The sequence below is a fragment of the Streptomyces iranensis genome (genome assembly GCF_017874715.1).
Lineage (GTDB): Bacteria > Actinomycetota > Actinomycetes > Streptomycetales > Streptomycetaceae > Streptomyces > Streptomyces iranensis.
The window spans coordinates 1-16,440 of the sequence record NZ_JAGGLR010000036.1; the positions used below are offsets into that span (position 1 = coordinate 1).

14 protein-coding genes are annotated in these 16,440 nt (G+C 70.5%); 5 read left to right on the plus strand and 9 right to left on the minus strand.

What is annotated here, in order from left to right; genetic code table 11:
* Nucleotides 1-1,013, minus strand: a 1,013-nt coding sequence (locus tag J2Z30_RS45020) for an alpha-L-arabinofuranosidase family protein (protein WP_209469116.1), incomplete at its 3' end; no start/stop codon positions are given.
* 150 nt (nt 1,014-1,163) lie between these two features.
* On the opposite strand from J2Z30_RS45020, the gene J2Z30_RS45025 reads away from it, so the two are divergent.
* From J2Z30_RS45025 to J2Z30_RS45040, 4 genes are all read left to right on the plus strand, one after another.
* Nucleotides 1,164-1,619, plus strand: coding sequence for a MarR family winged helix-turn-helix transcriptional regulator (locus J2Z30_RS45025; RefSeq protein ID WP_044567135.1), 456 nt, complete (start codon nt 1,164-1,166; stop codon nt 1,617-1,619).
* Nucleotides 1,616-2,470, plus strand: a complete 855-nt coding sequence (locus J2Z30_RS45030) for an ABC transporter ATP-binding protein (protein ID WP_044567133.1) — start codon at nt 1,616-1,618, stop codon at nt 2,468-2,470. The genes J2Z30_RS45025 and J2Z30_RS45030 overlap by 4 nt, the downstream gene beginning before the upstream one ends.
* On the plus strand, nt 2,430-3,299 hold the full coding sequence (locus tag J2Z30_RS45035; RefSeq protein ID WP_044567131.1) for an ABC transporter permease: 870 nt from the start codon (nt 2,430-2,432) through the stop codon (nt 3,297-3,299). Before J2Z30_RS45030 ends, J2Z30_RS45035 begins: the two co-directional genes overlap by 41 nt.
* Nucleotides 3,300-3,445: 146 nt before the next feature.
* The gene (locus J2Z30_RS45040; protein WP_245389201.1) at nt 3,446-3,829 is read left to right on the plus strand and encodes a DUF7919 family protein; all 384 of its coding nucleotides are present in this window, start codon (nt 3,446-3,448) and stop codon (nt 3,827-3,829) included.
* Nucleotides 3,830-3,865: 36 nt separating this feature from the next.
* Here J2Z30_RS45040 and J2Z30_RS45045 read toward each other — a convergent pair whose 3' ends face one another.
* From J2Z30_RS45045 to J2Z30_RS45060, 4 genes are all read right to left on the minus strand, one after another.
* The gene (locus J2Z30_RS45045; RefSeq protein WP_044567129.1) at nt 3,866-4,876 is read right to left on the minus strand and encodes a Glu/Leu/Phe/Val dehydrogenase family protein; all 1,011 of its coding nucleotides are present in this window, start codon (nt 4,874-4,876) and stop codon (nt 3,866-3,868) included.
* An 86-nt stretch (nt 4,877-4,962) separates the two neighbouring features.
* Entirely contained in the window at nt 4,963-6,240 is a 1,278-nt protein-coding gene (locus J2Z30_RS45050) for an MFS transporter (protein WP_044567127.1), read from the minus strand.
* A 114-nt stretch (nt 6,241-6,354) separates the two neighbouring features.
* On the minus strand, nt 6,355-7,953 hold the full coding sequence (locus tag J2Z30_RS45055; protein ID WP_052702004.1) for an FAD-binding oxidoreductase: 1,599 nt from the start codon (nt 7,951-7,953) through the stop codon (nt 6,355-6,357).
* Between the two features lie 241 nt (nt 7,954-8,194).
* Entirely contained in the window at nt 8,195-11,134 is a 2,940-nt protein-coding gene (locus J2Z30_RS45060) for an AfsR/SARP family transcriptional regulator (protein WP_078957239.1), read from the minus strand.
* 392 nt (nt 11,135-11,526) lie between these two features.
* On the opposite strand from J2Z30_RS45060, the gene J2Z30_RS45065 reads away from it, so the two are divergent.
* Nucleotides 11,527-12,057 carry a GNAT family N-acetyltransferase gene (locus J2Z30_RS45065; protein WP_044567125.1) on the plus strand — a complete coding sequence of 177 codons (531 nt, stop codon included), beginning with the start codon at nt 11,527-11,529 and terminating at the stop codon, nt 12,055-12,057.
* A gap of 44 nt (nt 12,058-12,101) precedes the next feature.
* Here the strand turns inward: J2Z30_RS45065 and J2Z30_RS45070 are convergent, their stop codons facing one another.
* The 4 genes from J2Z30_RS45070 to hglS all read right to left on the minus strand — a co-directional run bounded on the left by J2Z30_RS45070 (nt 12,102) and on the right by hglS (nt 16,424).
* Nucleotides 12,102-12,512 (minus strand): VOC family protein, encoded by a 411-nt coding sequence (locus J2Z30_RS45070; protein WP_245389202.1) that lies wholly within the window; start codon nt 12,510-12,512, stop codon nt 12,102-12,104.
* Between the two features lie 154 nt (nt 12,513-12,666).
* Entirely contained in the window at nt 12,667-13,212 is a 546-nt protein-coding gene (locus J2Z30_RS45075; protein ID WP_308280267.1) for an MPN domain-containing protein, read from the minus strand.
* A 260-nt stretch (nt 13,213-13,472) separates the two neighbouring features.
* A complete protein-coding gene (gene amaB, locus J2Z30_RS45080; protein ID WP_044567121.1) occupies nt 13,473-15,002 on the minus strand; it encodes an L-piperidine-6-carboxylate dehydrogenase in 1,530 nt (509 codons plus the stop codon).
* 24 nt (nt 15,003-15,026) lie between these two features.
* Nucleotides 15,027-16,424: a 2-oxoadipate dioxygenase/decarboxylase gene (gene hglS / locus J2Z30_RS45085; protein ID WP_044567119.1), complete on the minus strand. Its 1,398-nt coding sequence runs from the start codon at nt 16,422-16,424 to the stop codon at nt 15,027-15,029.
* Between the last annotated feature and the right edge of the window lie 16 nt (nt 16,425-16,440).

Sequence of the window (16,440 nt, forward strand, 5' to 3'; positions counted from 1 at the left end):
AATCCGGCGTGGGGACCGGAGTCGTAGTCGGCGGTGATCTTCGCCCCGTTCTGGGGGATCTTCCCGTGCCGGTCGTCGCCGAAGTGGATCGTGCCACTGCGCGGCTCGAAGGTGTAGACGAGGTCGTCGGCCCCCGCCGAGGAGAGATCGGCGACCTCGTGCCATGTGGTGTCATCGACGCGGATGGTCTGGGTTTTGGGGGTGACGGGTGGGTACCAGACGGTGAAGGTCTGGTTCGGTTGGCCGTTGCTGACCGAGGCGGAGGGGCGGTGGTCGGTGGGCGTTCCGACACGCTGGCGCTTTTGCCGTTGGGTGCCGCCGAAGGCGTACTGCCGCATGGCCTTGTCGTCGTCCGCGCTCATCCAGTAGCGCTGGTACTTGCCGAACAGTTCGTTGCCGATTTCCCAGTGGCCTACGCCGTAGGGCTCTGGGTGGCCGTTCCGCGCTCGCAGGTCGCCCCACTTGGTGCCCTGTGGGGCGTTCATGTAGGCGACCCAGTCGGCGATCTCGTCCGGGGTCGAGTTGGCGAACGGCGCCATGATCTCCGGCGTCGCGCCGACCTGCCGGATGAAGGCCATGTACTCGTCCGGCCCGAACCGGCTGTCGACGGTGGCGCCCTGCTTTCCCTCCACCTGGCGGGCCCGGTCCGCTTGCGGGCCTATGGCGCCTTTCCAGTTGAAGAGGTTGGACGAGGTGCCGCCGGGATAGCGGATCATCCCGATCCCGGACTTCTTCATCTTTTCGACGATGCCGGGGGCCGGGCGGTTGTGTTTCGAGTCCCACATCCCGAAGGCGTCGTCGTACCACTTGGCCCCGTTCACCCCGGTCATGTACGGGCTCACCTTGAACGATCGCCGCTGGGCGTCGATGGCGACGACCGGCTCACCACCCGAGCCGCTGGTCCCCTGCGCGTCCTCGGGGGTGCATCCGGTGCCCATGACACCGGCCGCCACCGCGGCCGCGCCGTACAGGAAGTGGCGTCGGCCTATCCCGTGCCGACGTGTCTCGCTCATATCGGTCCCTCTGTTCCCTGGACGATCTTCGCTTCCGTGAGCACGGGACGGTAGGGGACGGCCTTGTGTGGTTCTTGTGAGGTGATCTGCCGGGCCTCGACTGGTCCGGCTGCTTGAGAATTACCTCTCACTGAGAGGTAAAGTGGAGACATGGCCACAGAGGAGTTCCCCGACTCGTTCGCCGACGTACTGGGCGGAGTCCAGCGGCTGATCCGGCGGCGGCTGCGGGCCGGGATGACGGAGCCGCGGCTGCGCGGTGCCCAGGTGGAGCTGTTGCGGCTGGTCATGGCCCGCCCCGGGATCCGGGTGTCGGCCGCGGCCAAGGAGCTCTACCTCGCGGGCAACTCGGTCTCCACCCTGGTCAATCAGCTGGTGAAGGCGGGCTATCTGCACCGCGAGACCGACCCCGCGGACCGGCGCTCCGCCCAGCTGACGGCCACCCCCGCCGCCGAGGCCCGGCTGCGGGAGTGGCAGGCACGGCGCGGCGCACTGGTCCGTGAGCAGGTGGCGAAGCTGTCCGAGAGCGACCGGGCGGCGCTGGCCGCGGCCGTTCCGGCGCTGCGCAAACTGGCCGAGAACCTTCATGAGGAGGTGGAAGGGATATGACCGACGTACCGGAGAGCACCGCTTCCGTCGCGCTCGTCTGCGACGGCCTGCGATACGCGTTCGGGGAGACCAAGGCGGTCGACGACCTGGAGCTGACGGTCCGGGCGGGCGAGGTCTTCGGCCTGCTCGGCCCCAACGGAGCGGGCAAGACCACCGCGATCCGCTGCATCACCACACTGCTGCCGGTCCCCGTCGGCATGGTGCGGGTGTTCGGGCACGACGCGGCGAAGGAGCGGATGGCGGTCCGCAGGCTGCTGGGCTACGTACCGCAGCAGCTGTCCGCCGACGCCGGGCTCACCGGCCGGGAGAACGTGGAGCTGTTCGCCCGCGTCTTCGACATCACCCGGCGGGAGCGGGCCGACCGCGTGGCGCGAGTGCTGGAGGCGGTCGATCTCACCGCGGCGGCCGACCGGCTCGCCAAGACGTACTCCGGCGGCATGATCCGCCGCCTCGAACTGGCCCAGGCGCTGGTCAGCGCGCCCCGGCTGCTGATGCTGGACGAGCCGACGATCGGCCTGGACCCGATCGCCCGGACCAGCGTGTGGGAGCACATCAACGCGGTACGGGCGGCCACCGGGATGACCGTGCTGGTCACCACGCACTACATGGACGAGGCCGACCAGTACTGCGACCGGGTCGCGCTGATGCACCGCGGCCGGATCCACGCCCTCGGAACGCCCCACGAACTCCGCTCCCAGCTGGCCGACCGCCGCCGGGCGGAGGGCGAGGCCGATCCGAAGCCGACCCTGGAGGACGTCTTCCGCGACGTCGCCGGCAGCGGCCTCGACGAGCAGGGAGGAGATTTCCGCGATGTCCGAAGCACCCGTCGCACCGCGTCCCGGGTCGGCTGACGCCGCCGGGACCGGGCCGGACGGCCGCCCCGATCCACTGCTGACCCCGCCGCGCGCCCGCACCGGCTGGCGGATGCTGCCCGCGCGGGTCGTCGCGATGTGCGTGGTCGAGCTCCAGAAGCTGCGGCACGACCGCACCGAGCTGTACACCCGGGCGGTCCAGCCCGCCCTATGGCTGCTGATCTTCGGTGAGACCTTCACCCGGCTGAAGGCCATACCGACCGGCGGCACGCCGTACATCGACTATCTCGCGCCCGGCATCATCGCCCAGTCCGCGATGTTCATCGCCATCTTCTACGGGATCCAGATCATCTGGGAGCGGGACGCCGGGATCCTCACCAAACTGCTGGTCACCCCGACCCCGCGAGCCGCCCTGATCACCGGCAAGGCATTCGCCTCCGGGGTCAAGGCGCTGATCCAGGCGGTCGTGGTGATCGTCATCGCGGCCGCGCTCGGGGTGGCGCTGACCTGGAACCCGCTGCGGCTCCTCGGGGTGGCCGTCGCGGTGGTCCTCGGCTCGGCCTTCTTCTCCTGCCTTTCCATGACCATCGCGGGGATCGTGCTGAACCGCGACCGCCTCATGGGCATCGGGCAGGCCATCACCATGCCACTGTTCTTCGGCTCCAACGCGCTGTATCCGGTGGCGCTGATGCCCGGCTGGCTCCAGGCCGTCAGCAAGGCCAATCCACTGAGCTATCAGGTCGACGCGTTGCGTGGACTGCTGCTGGGCACCCCGCACCACCTCGCACTCGACTACGCCGTCCTGGTGCTGGCCGCGGCGGCCGGTATCGCGGCGGCCTCCTCGCTGCTGGGACGGCTGGCCCGCTGACCCGCTCGGTGTGCGGAGCGCGCCACACCGTACGGTCGCCGGGGCAGCGGCCATCAGCGATGCCCCACGAGTACGGGAGGAACACGCGGTGCGGTACGAGGACGGCTCGCCTTACGCCTACACCCCCGGCATCGGGGTGCCCCAGGGTGTCCAGGCGGTCAATTGTCGGATGGCTGGAGCGGCAGGAGGAGTTTTCCCGGGGTGAGGTGCCGACGGAGTTCGTCCACGCGCTCGCGGCCCTCTGCCGGGACAACTCCAGCAACTGTATGCGGGGTTGGCAGAGCTGCACCCTCCCGCACCCGGAGGGAAGGCCGCCCTACCCCGTCGTGGTGAGCGTCGACGGCACCGAGGTCACCCTCGGGAGCGCCGAGATCAGACTCCTGGCCCGCGACGGCCGGTGGCTCATCGCCCCCAATCTCGTACTCCACTACGTGGCCGCCCATGGCTACCTCCCGCCAGGGGAGTTCATCGAGGCGGTGATGGCAAGGCGGGCGATTCCGGAACGCCCTTCGGAGAGGCCGTGGTTCTAGCCATCGGCGGCCGCCGGGTCCCGTCCGCGCGGCGCGTCACGGACGCAGCCGTGCCCGCGCGAGTTCGGTGGCGGCGTCCACGGTGGTCACGTCCGTGCGCCGTGACCGGTCGATCAGCTCGGCCACGCGGACACCGACTTGGCGGACGCGTGCCTCGGCGTGTGCGCTGTCGTGGCCGAGGAGCTGCTCCTCCAGGAAGATGAGGCCGCCGGCGTTCACGCAGAAGTCGGGTGCGTAGAGGATTCCGCGCGCCTGAAGCATGGCGGCGTGCGCGGGCGTGGCCAGGACGTTGTTGGCGCCGCCGGCGATGATGCGGCAGTCCAGCCGCGGCAGTGTCTCGTCGGTCACGACGCTGCCCAGCCCGCAGGGCGCCAGCACATCGCATGCGACGGTCGGTGCCGCTTCCGGTGCGACGACCCGAGCGCCGTGCCGCGCCGCGACGGCGTCCGCCCGGCGGGGGTCGGTGTCCGCCACGATCAACTCCGCGGCCTCCGCGGCCAGCAGAGCGGCCAGGGCCGATCCCACATTGCCCACTCCCTGGACGCATACCCGCACCCCGGCCAGGTCGCCGTCACCACCGGAGGCGCGCAGACAGGCACGGATTCCCTCCAGCACCCCCAGCGCCGTCAGGGGAGAGGGATCCCCGGCCGCGCACACCGGCGAGGTCTCCCGCCCGATCACTCGGATGTCGGCCTGCGTGGTGCCGATGTCGTTGACCGGAATGAACCGCCCGTCGAAGGCCGCGAGGGCACGGCCGTGCGCCCGCAGCCGCTTCTCGCTCTTGTGGCTCGCCGGGTCGCCGATCATGATGCTCCAGCCCCCGCCCAGTCCCAGCCCGGCGGCCGCGGCTTTGAGCGTCATGGCCTCGGCCAGGCACAGGCCGTCCGCCACGGCGGCGTCTTCGTCGGGGTACGTATGCATCCGTACCCCGCCCAGGGCCGGTCCGAGCGTCGTGTCGTGGATCACGACGACCGACTGGAGCCCGGTTTCCTCATCGTGGCAGAGCGCGACCTGTTCGAAGCCATCGGCATGGATCGGTGTCATCATGCCCGGCATTCTCACCGGCGGCACTGACAAGCGGCCGACGCCCCGGCTCCACCCGGACGTCCCGGCCGACACTCGCCCGTCGGCGTCTATCCGCGGCGGTCGGGTTCGGTGGGACCCGGGTGGTTGACGCGTCGCCGCAGCGCGGGGAGGTGGTTGGTGAGCAGGGCGATGCCGAGCATGTTGACCGCGGCGAGGGCTGCCAACGGTATCCAGGCGGCGGCCGGTCCATGGGCGAGAAGTGTGGTCATGAGGGCGGGTGTGACGACATCGCCGATGCTGAAGGCCATTTGGGAGAGCGAGTTGTAGCGGCCGCGACTCGCCGCCGTGGCACAGTCGTTGACGATGGGAGACACGATCAGACTCTGGACGAGTTCGCCGAGGGTCACGAGGACGACCGCGGCGAGAGCGAGGCAGACGCCGAATGCCGACGGCACGTACGCGCAGCAGAGCACCGCCACGAACGCACAGCCGACGATGGCCTGCGAGGCCATGAGGCCGCCGCTCCGGCTGCGCCCCGTGATGGCCGCGCCGACGGGCGTGGCGCCCACCGCGCCGAGTACGGCGTTGACCGCGAGGACGGTGCCGGGTATCCACGGCGGCAGGTGCACCGTGTCGACCAGGAAGACGGGAACGCCGAGGCCGAAGGCGAGTGAGAGCAGGGCGAGGCCGAAGTTGAGCACGACGAAGGCGAGGAACGGCCGGTCCCGGAGGGTGCTCGCCCAGCCGCTCGTGGGCGTGTGCGCTGAGGGCGCGTCGTCTCCTGGTATGGCGTTGACGGAGACGGCGTGCGTGCCGCCTGAGGCGTCGAGCCGGGTCAGGATCGCCGCCACGGCGAACGACAGGGCGTTGACGGCGACGATCGCGGTGTATCCGTCCGTCCCGCCGATCGCGACGGCGAGACTCGCGCCGAGAGCGCCGACGCCGAGTCCCGCATTGCGCAGCGAGGTGATCAGGGCGAACCAGGACTCGTGGCGCTTCCCCTCGGCGACGTCATGCACCAGCGCCGGATAGGCCACCCAGAACGCCGAGATGCCGAGCTGTACGACGACGGCGGCGATGAGCAGATGACCGAAGGAGTCCACCAAGAGGTAGTTGAAGAACCCGACCGCCTGGATGAGGTTGGAGACCACCACCGTGCTCCGCGCGCCGAACCGGTCGCAGAACATCCCGGCACCCGGTGTCGCCGGAATGCGCACCAACGCCGCGATGGACAAGGCCAGTCCGACCCTGCCGAGGGTCAGGTCGGTGGTCGCGGTGAAGTAGAGGATGGAGAACGGCAGGAAGAGCCCGGTGCCCAGGGCATCGATGGACAGCGCGGAAAACAGGCGCCGGTGGCCACGAGCGTCGGGGAGCCATGCGCGCACCGCGGAACCCTTCGGGACGTCCCAGCCGCACCACGGTTCATGCGACCCCGCCCCGAAAAGGGCAAGATGAGCAACGTATGAAGGGCCCTATCGGCTGTCAAGCCCCGCGAAAGGTCAGGTGCCGATCGCTTGCGGGTAGCTGAAGAAGTTGGTCGGGTCGTACTGACGGTTCACCCGGACCAGCCGGTCGTAGTTCGCGCCGTAGTAGGCCCGCCGCCAGTCCTTCAGGGTCGGATCCGGGAAGTTCTGGTAGGAGTGCCGAGGAGGCGTACCGCCGAAAAGGGCGTGGTAGAACTCGGGGAGCCAGCGAAGATTCGCCGTGGCGACGCGGGGCGGATCGTAGTCCGCCCACGAGGTCTCGGCGGCGAGGATGAACACGCCGTTGCGGTGGACGAACGCCGTGGCGTCCGGCGGCACTTGGTTGATCTCGCCACCGAGGGCGAACATGGCGAACCCGGCTCCGTCCTCATTGTCGCTGCCGGGCCATTCCAGCAGCTGCTCGGCGGCGGCGGCGACCTGGTCATCGGTCAGGAGCGTCCGGGAGGTCAGCACCGCGGACTTGGCGGCGAACTGCTGCACCGGCGTCGTGGCGCTCAGCAGCACGCTCGCCTCACCGGGAGTGACCTCGCGGACCGACGCGTTGTTGGCGGCCCGCTCCCCGGCCGTGCCGATGGCGAGCAGCGGAGCCAGGACGTCGCGCAACTCCGCCAGGTCGCCGTAGTACTGGCCGATGGCGTTGACGCCCGCGTTGGCGCGGATCTCGTCCCTGGTGAGCCCATGAGTGCCCATGCCGACGCGGAGATGGAACCGCTTGTCGTGCAGGGTGTCCACGGCGATCCGCTGCGCGGCGGCCAGCACCGGGAGCGCCGAGTCCAGGCTCCAGTTCAGCCGGTAGAAGCCCACGTCGCCCTGGAACCGCTCGTACTGGAACGTAAAGGAGGTGTTGACGCCGAAGTTGTTCCCCGCCCCGCCGCGGCAGCCCCAGAACAGGTCGGAGTGCGAGTTCCGACTGGCCTCCACCACGTCGCCGTCGGCCAGTACCACGGTCGTCGAGACCAGCCGGTCGCAGGTCAGGCCGAACATCTTGTCGCTGAAGCCGATCCCGCCGCCGAGCACCAGCCCGGCCACCCCGACCGTGGGGCAGCGGCCGGTCGGCACGAACATGCCGCGGTCCTCCAGCATCGGGTGCAGATCGCCGTTGGTGACCCCGGCCCCGACGGTGACGGTACCCGCATCGTGCACGACCTTGATCCGCCCGTACGTCCGGGTCCGCGAGCGGGGGCCCGGCACCGGGGTGGAGTCGATGCTCTTCATACGGGCCATGTTGAGCAGCAGACCGGTGGTGGCGGAGTACCCCGCGTAGTTGTGGCCCAGCCCGGAACGGGGTACGGCGGGCAGCCCCACCGTACGGGCCCAGCGGACCGCCGTACTGACATCCCTGGTGGTGCCGCACGCCACGATTCCCGCCGGCCGGATCCCGGCGTACCGGTGGTTGAACGGGAGCGCCAGCGGTGGGTAGCCGGAATCTCCCGGCCGGTAGAGCGTGGAACGCGATGACAGCGCCTGGGCCAGCAGCTCCCAGTCCCGCCGGCCGACCCGCTCCGCCACATCGGGTGGTGGCGTGGCGGCGGCGGGCGGTGACTGCGAAGCCACCATCTCCGTGCCCAGAACACCGGCCGTGCCTGCCCGCAGTACGTTCCGTCTGTTGATCAACGTGGCCGCCCTCACAAGACGCGCTCCGGAGACGCGATCGCCTCCGCCCGCGCCAAGTCAACCGATCCCTGGTCGGCACGGCCGCGAATCGGCTTCCGCCGACAGGCCCGCAACCCGAAAGGATGCCGACCTACCGCTGAATGCCCCGGCCGGTACGAAAAGCAGAGCTCAGCCGCTCGGGGGCGGTTCGAGTTTCGTGGGCTCTTCCCGGACTTCGAACCCGGGGCCGCTCGCCGCGCGATCAGGGGCTCCACCAGACCCAGGACATCTCGGCCTTGCGGCGGCACGCGCGGGCCCTGTCCGGCTGTCCCAATTGCTCCAATGCCTCGCCCAGTACGCTCAGGATCGATCCGCGGCGCCACTTGTTGCCGATGGAGCCGAGCGCCAGTGCCTGCTCGGCATGTGTGGCCGCCTCGGCCGGGTGGTTCGACGCGAGGTACACCTCGGCCAGCCGGGCGTGGGCGGATCCCTCCCAGAGCCGTTGCCGGTTGTCGTGGAAGGTGCCGAGCGCCTCCAGCAGTTCGCTCACTGCCGCGGCATGCCGTCCTGCCCGGTGCAGAGCGATTCCCAGGGCGAGTTGGCCATTGGCGATGCGCCAGGTGCTGCCCAGGCTCCGCCGGAGGTCGACTCCCCGCCTGGCGAGTTCGACGGCGCTGTCGGCCCGGTCCGTGGCGGCGTGTACACGGGAGAGATTGGACAACACACTGGCCACACAGGCGAGGTTGTCGTCGGCCCGGAAGCCACGCAGTGCCTCGCGGAGGTGTGCTTCCGCGTCCTCGTAGCGCTGCTGGTAGATCGCTACCACGCCGCGTACGTTCAACGCGTGGCAGGCGGCGGTCAGGTCTCCCGCGGCAGTCGCGAGCAGGCCCGCGCGGCGGGCTTCGTCGTCGGCCTGCTGCTGGCCCCTGGTGACGGGGAACATCCCCGCCAGCGCCAGGCGGGCCCGGCCCTCCGCGGCAGTGTCCCCGGCGATGTTGGCGGCATTGCCCACCGAACGGGCCGCCGCCTCGTACTGGAGATAGTGCGTACCGGACTCGACCAGGTCCCGGGTGACCAGGAGGAGGTCCGCCGCGCGGCGAACGGCCCCTGTCTCCAGGGACTTGGCGCCCTGCTGGGCGCAGGTGAGGAGGCAGTCCGCTTCGCTGAGGAGCCAGTCCAGCGCGGTGCGGGCGTCGGGGAAGTCCTGACCGGGGCGCTCGGTGGACATCAGGTGGTCGACGAGCCGGTCTCCCGGTCGTCCCATGGCGTACACGCGTGCCGCCGAGGTCACATAGAAGTCCTGCATGCGCGACATCGCGGCCGCCCGGCCTGCGGGCGGTTCATCCCGCTCGGCGCGGTCGCGCGCGTAGATGCGCACGAGGTCGTGGTAGCGGTAGCGGCCGGGCTCGGGCGAATGCAGCAGGCTGGTATCGACGAGTGATTCGAGTAATCGCTCGGCCTCTTGCGTGGTGACGCCGAGGATGGCGGTGGCCGCGGCCAGCGAGATATCAGGTCCATAGGTGAGCGCGAGCAGCCGGAAGGCCCGTGCCTGGGAGGGTCCCAACTGCGTGTATCCGAACTCGAAGCTCGTCTTGACGGCCAGGTCCCCGGCCCGCAGTTCGTGCAGGCGGCGGTGGGCGTCGGCCAGGCGGTCGGTCAGGTTGCGCACGGTCCAGGCGGGGCGGGTCGTCAGCCGGGCGGCGGCGATCCTGATGGCCAGGGGCAGATAGCCGCAGGCGGCGACGGCCTTGCGGCAGGCGTGGGGCTCGGCCGCGGCCCGCTCGTCGCCGATGATGCGGGTGAACAGGGCCAGTGCCTCGGGCTGGTCCATGATGCTGAGGTCGACCACCCGGGCGCCGTCGAGCCCGGTCATGGGGGTGCGGCTGGTGATCAGCGCGGCGCAGCTCGGAGAGCCGGGCAGCAGCGGGCGCACCTGTGCCGTGTCGTGGGCGTTGTCCAGCAGGACCAGCACCCGGCGGTCGGCCAGGACCGAGCGGTACAGCGCCGCCCGGTCGGGCAACCCCTCCGGGATCTCCGCGGGCGGGGTGCCCAGCGCACGGAGGAAGGTGCCCAGTACGGCCGCGGGGTCGGCGGGCTGGGCGTGGTGGCCGATGAGATCGACGAACAGCTGCCCGTCGGGGAACCGCTCCCGGACCGCCTGCGCGACGCACACGGCCAGGGCCGTCTTGCCCACCCCGCCGAGCCCCTGCACCACGGAGATCGTCATCACCGTCCCCCGGGTGAGCCGCAGCCGCTTCCGCAAGGTGTCCATGACGGCGGTGCGTCCGGTGAAGTCGCCGAGTTTCGCCGGGAGTTGTGCCGGACGTGGCGCGGGTGTGGCCGTGGGTACGGCCTTGGTCCCGGCCGGGAGCCTTCGTGGCCCGGCGAGTGTGGGGTCGGCGCGCAGGATGCGCTGATGGAGCCGGGCGAGCTCCGCGCTGGGCGCCACGCCGAGTTCCTCGGACAGCAGGCGGCGGGTGTCGGTGTACACACCCAGCGCCTCTGCCTGTCGGCCGCTGCGGTAGAGCGCCGTCATCAGCAGCGTGCGCAATCGCTCCCGCAGTGGGTGCTCCGCGGTCAGCGCGGTCAGCTCCGAGACCGCATCGGCGTGCAGGCCCAGTTCCAGGTCGAGATCGAGGCGCGCCTCCAGCAGGGTCAGGCGCCACTGCTCCAGACGGGCGCGCTGGGCCTCGGCGTACGGGCCGGGAACTCCGGCCAGCGGCCGCCCCTCCCACAGCTCCACCGCCATGTGCAGCAGCTTCCGCGCGCCGGTCGACTCCCCTTCCGCGCGGGCACGTTTCGCTCGTGTCTCGTAGTCCTCGCACACCGCGAGGTCCAGTGCTCCGGGCCGTATCCGCAGCGCGTACCCTCCCGCCTCCGACACCAGGACACCGGGCCCCAGCGCTCGGCGAAGGCGGAAGGCGTGGGTGCGTAAGCTGGCGATCGCCTGAGGTGGCGGGGTCTCGCCCCACACCCCGTCGACCAGCTCGCTCGCGGTGGCGGTGCGTCCGCGCAGCAGGAGCACACACAACACGGCGCGCTCCAGCGGCCTGAGGACCGGGAGCCCCTGCTCACCACGCCAGATGCGAACGGGCCCCAGTACGGCGAACCGCAACGCCGAGCCCGCGCCACCGGATGCCGATGGGCCGCGGTGCCGCCGGGGGAGGGGGAAACCGAGGTGTTCCAGCGATGCGCCGAACATGTCCTCGAGCACCCGTTGGCTCGACGGCCCCGGGTACGGCGGATCAGGCTCACGCCACCGGTGGAATTGCCGGGCCGTCACCTGCTCCGGCTCTCCCAGACGGGCGGCGACGTTGGCGTAGACCGCGAGAAACACCGCGGGGTGAGCCCACTGACGCTCCTCGCACAGTCGCCCGAATACGGTTTGCCCCAATGCCGCCACGCCCCGGTGCCGCCGATTTCGTTCTGCCGGACCCTCGAAAACACCGTAGTCCCAGGCTGAACCACTCGCAGCACACAACCAGCCGAAAGTCTGATGCAAAACTCCCGCTCGCCCGGGGAATTTCGTAATCCGGTTGAACGTCTATTCGATCGGCCGACGATTCCGTGCATTTTTCTGTCTAGACTTCCGGCGTGAACGACACCACACACACCATACGGATCAGACCGGGCGATCCGGCCGACGCGCCAGCGGTGCTGGACATGCTCGACGCCGCGGTGGTCTGGATGAACGGTCGCGGCAACACCGAGCAGTGGGGCACGACGCCGTACTCGCGGCGGCCCGGGGGAGTGGCGCGGGTCGAGCGGTATCTGACCGAGAACGCCCCGTTCATCGCGGAGTTGGGCGGGGCGCCTGTCGGAGCCCTGGTGCTGGACTCCGGGCCCAGTTCGCAGATGCCGATCGCCCCGGCCGGCGAACCCGAGCGATACGTGCGGCTGCTGATCTCCGACCGGCGGCACGCCGGCCGGGGCATCGGGGCGGCGCTGCTGTCCCACGCCGCGGAGGAGACCCGGCGGGCCGGAGTGGGGCTGCTGCGGGTCGATTGCTGGGCGGGCGGCGGGGGCGAACTGGTCGCGTTCTACGAGCGCAACGGTTTCACGTCCACCGAGCGCTTCCTGTCCGGGGCGTGGCCGGGGCAGGTGCTGGCGCGGCGGGTCGACTGACGTGTGCGGGGCGCCGCCCATGCGGTCCGGCGCCCCGGACTCCGTTACGCGTCGCCGGTTTCGGCGGCCGGGCGGGGGCCGCCGAAACCGTGGGCGGAGAGGTCGAACCAGTTGCCCTCCGGGTCGATGGCCCGGTATTCGGCGAACGGGCGGTTGGTGAAGCGCTCGGCGGGCTCATCGGCGCCCGAGGCGACCAGAGCGGCGGATGTCTCGGACGTGTCGGCGACATGGAAACCGAAGTGGTTCATGCCCAACGGGGTTTCGCCGTCGAGCCGATGCTTGATCAGCGCGAGGGTGAGATACCCGTCGGATAGGAAGCAGCTGCCATCGGGATCCCGGTGGAAGAGCTCCATGTCGAAGATTCCGCTGTAGAACTCGGCCAGCTTCTCGGGGTCACGGGCGACGATGGCCAGATGCCGCAATTTGGGCCGGTCCGGGGTGGACGCGTCAGACATGGGCAATTCCTCCAGCGGTCGGAAACCGGCGGGGTGGCCGGTCGGGGGCGGGAAGCAAGGTGTGGAACGGCGGGAATCAAGGTGTGGAACGGCGGGAATCAAGGTGTGTGGAACGGCGGGAATCATGGTGTGGAACGCGGTGGGATCACCGACCTCACACCCCGACCACGGCCCGGGTCCGTATCCGCAGCGGGAGTTCGGCGCACGGAAGGTGAGGGCTCTCGGGTGGGGGCGGCGCCCAGGCGGCGAGGGCGTGGTACATGACGTCGCCGCGACGCTCCAGGTAGCAGATGAGATTGACGGGCCAGCCGGTGTTGCCAAAGACGTGCTGATCCATCGGGGTCGGGCGCTCGCTGAGGATGAGCTGCCGCTCCTCCGGTGGGCCGATGCGATGCCAGTCGGGGTGCATATGCACGGACCCCAGGATCTCCAGACCGTCGGCTTCGGCCTCGCGTGAGGCCCTCAGCAGGTCGTGGGAGTCGATCCACCAGCCACGTGTCTCGTTCTCGTACGCCGGGCCGAAGAGCGGCACGATCGACTCGGTGAACTCGCGGCGCGCGGCCGGGTCGGTGGTACGGGCATTGCGGCCGAACGCGACGCGCTCGACGGTCAAGGTCGCCTGGTCCGCCGAGCCCACGAGGAGGGCGAAGCACGGCAGCGGTGTTTCGGAGGTGATGCGCTGGTACTCACCGACGGCCACCTCGAGAAATTCATCGAGCGCCCGATCCTCTACCAGGACCGTACAACATTCACCTAAGTGCGACGCGCGCATGTCAAACCACCTATGGGGGTGTGGATGTCGAATGCGGTGGGGGTGCGGAGCCGTCGTACTGTACCCCGGTATTCTTTTGGACTCAAACGGCATCCACGAACTTCCAGGTGGCCGGGGTGGGTCGGCAGTCTCGGTACCGCAAGCCGGGCGGCGCGGTCCACCCCGCGCCGCCCACACCACCCGTCTGATCAGAGGAAGCTGACGCCCTGGGCGAGGGAGAGTTCGCTGGAGTAGTTGATGGTGTTGGTGGCCGAGCGCATATACGCCTTCCAGGCGTCGGAGCCGGACTCCCGGCCGCCGCCGGTGTCCTTCTCGCCGCCGAAGGCACCGCCGATCTCGGCTCCCGAGGTGCCGATGTTGACGTTGGCGATGCCGCAGTCGGAGCCTGCGGCGGACAGGAAGATCTCGGCTTCCCGCTGGTCGCGGGTGAAGATGCTGGACGACAGGCCCTGGGGGACGTCGTTGTGCAGCGCGATCGCCTCCTCGAGGGTGTCGTACGTGAGGACGTACAGGATCGGAGCGAAGGTCTCCTCCCTTACGACGTCCGTCTGTGCGTCGACGCGGACGAGGACCGGCTCCACATAGGCGGCCGCGGGGGCGGCCTCGGCCAGGCGCCGGTTCCCGCCCGCGAGGATCTTGCCGCCCTGGGCCCGGACACTGGTGAGGGCGCTGTTCATGGTGTCGAGGGCCGCGGCGGAGATGAGCGGGCCGACCAGCGTGGTGTCCGCGAACGGATCGCCGATGGGGAGCTTGCCGTAGGCGGCGGTCAGCCGCTCGACGAGGGTGTCCGCGATGTCGCGGTGGACGATGAGGCGGCGCAGCGTCGTACAGCGCTGGCCCGCGGTGCCGGCCGCGGCGAACACGATGCCCTGGATGGCGAGGTCGAGATCGGCGGACGGGGCGACGATGGCCGCGTTGTTGCCGCCGAGTTCCAGCAGGCTGCGGCCGAAGCGGGCGGCGACACGGGGGCCGACCTCGCGGCCCATGCGGGTGGAACCGGTGGCGCTGACGAGGGCGACGCGCGGATCGTCGACGAGCTTCTCACCGACCGCGCGGTCACCGAGCAGGAGACGGTGTACGTCGCGGGGCGCGCCGACCTCGTCGGCGGCCCGGCCGAGCAGATGGTCGCAGGCCAGGGAGATCAGCGGGGTGAGCTCCGAGGGCTTCCAGATCACGGTGTCGCCGCAGACGAGGGCGACGGCGGTGTTCCACGACCACACGGCGGCGGGGAAGTTGAAGGCGGAGATGACGCCGACCACGCCGAGCGGGTGCCAGGTCTCGGCCAGCCGGTGGCCGGGACGCTCGGAGGCGATCGTACGGCCGTACAGCTGCCGGGACAGGCCGACCGCGAAGTCACAGATATCGATCATCTCCTGGATCTCGCCGAGCGCCTCGGAGCGGATCTTGCCCGCCTCGATGGTGACGAGGTCGGCCAGGTCGCCCTTGTGCGCGCGCAGCAACTCGCCGAGGCGGCGCACGAGTTCACCGCGGCGCGGCGCGGGTGTGGTGCGCCAGGTGAGGAAGGCCGTATGGGATGCCGCGATGGTGTCCTCGGCCTCGGCGTCGGTGGCGGCGGTGAGGCCGAAGAGGTTCTCGCCGGTGAGCGGTGTGCGGGCGGCGAAGTCGCCGCCCTCGGCCACGTCGACGCCGATGTTGTCGAGGGCGGCGCGGGCGCGGGCGCGCAGTTCGTCCGTGGTGGGCAGTGCGGTGCTGGTCATGGCGGTCCTCCGGGGAGTGAGGGGTCAGCTGAGGGTGCCGGTGAGGCCCAGCTCATGGGCGACGTGTGCGAGGGAGTCGTTCTGCTGCCGCGCGTAGAGAGCGAAGGGGTCCAGGACGTCGCGGCCGATGGCGCCGGAGAGCCAGTCGGCGTCGTACGCCGTGCCCTGCTGGTCGCCGTGGCGGGTGCCCTCGCCGCTGAGGTTGGACTGGAAGATCCCGGCGGCGGAGCGGGGCAGGAAGTCCTCGTAGACGATGGGCTCGGCGCGCACCCAGCCCTGCCGCAGCAGTTCGCCGACGCCGGTGGGCGGCCTGCCGCCGTCGCGGGGCCGGTCGGGGTGGAGGTGGTAGGTGAAGTAGGCCAGCCCCTCGGCGGCGAGTTCCTGTTCACTGCCGGGCAGGTGCCGCTCCCATACGGCGCGGGCGAGCTCACCGCGGGATGCCGAGGGGTTCCGGGACGCCTGCTCGTCCACGTGGCCGAGGAGTTCGTCGTAGAGGGCCCGGCCCTCGCGGGTGAGGGCGATGCCACGGGCCTCGACCTCACCGAAGCGGACCCTCAGAGCGCCGCTGATGACACTGCCGTCCGGGGTCCGCATCGCGCGGGGTTCGGCCAGGGCCCGGAAGGAGGTCTGCCGCAGCAGCACATCGGGGCCCTTCCAGGCCGGCGGGCCCTGAATGGTGTCGATCATCTCGATGCCGCGGTCGGTCATGCGCCGGTAGAGCTCGTCGATGTCGAGGACGCGCGGGGTGAGGTGGTTGACGTGGGTACTGCGCACGCCGCCGATGTCAGCGGCCACGGCGGAGATCCGCTCCAGGGTCTCGTACCAGCTCTTGTCGACCGGCTCGGCGGACAGCTCGAACGCCCGCACGGCGAGGTGCAGGAAGCGCTCGGCCTCCTCCTGGGGCAGCTCCCGCTCGGCGGCGGCACGGTCGGCCAGGGCGAGCAGCTCGGGGGGAAAGAGCTCGCGGTCCGCGAGGAAGGCTTCCAGGCTGACGCGCAGCTCGGTGTCGAAGAAACGGGGGTCGGCAGGGGTGAGCATGGAGGTGAACACCCGGAAGGGGTTGCGCGCCAGTTCCTCGCCGTCCACCGGCCGGAAGGCGGTGGAGACGACGGGGACGGCGCTGGCCGCGGCCTCCCGCAGGTCGTAGAAGCCCACCGGGTGCATGCCGAGGGCCCCGAAGATCCGGGCCACTTGCCCCAACTCCCGTGGCGTGCCGACACGGATGGCCCCGTGGCGCTCGGCCGTCACCCGGCCGATGGACCCGAGACGTGTCGCATCGGCTCCCCGCACGCGCAGGACGTCCTCGTTGACCTCGCGCGAGACGTCCACGAGCGTGGTGTAGGCGGGAACCTCCCGCCCGTACATCTCCGACAGCCGGGCCGCGAACGCGGCCCTCAGCTGCCACTGGCTGAGCGTTGACATGGTTCGGCCTTTCGAT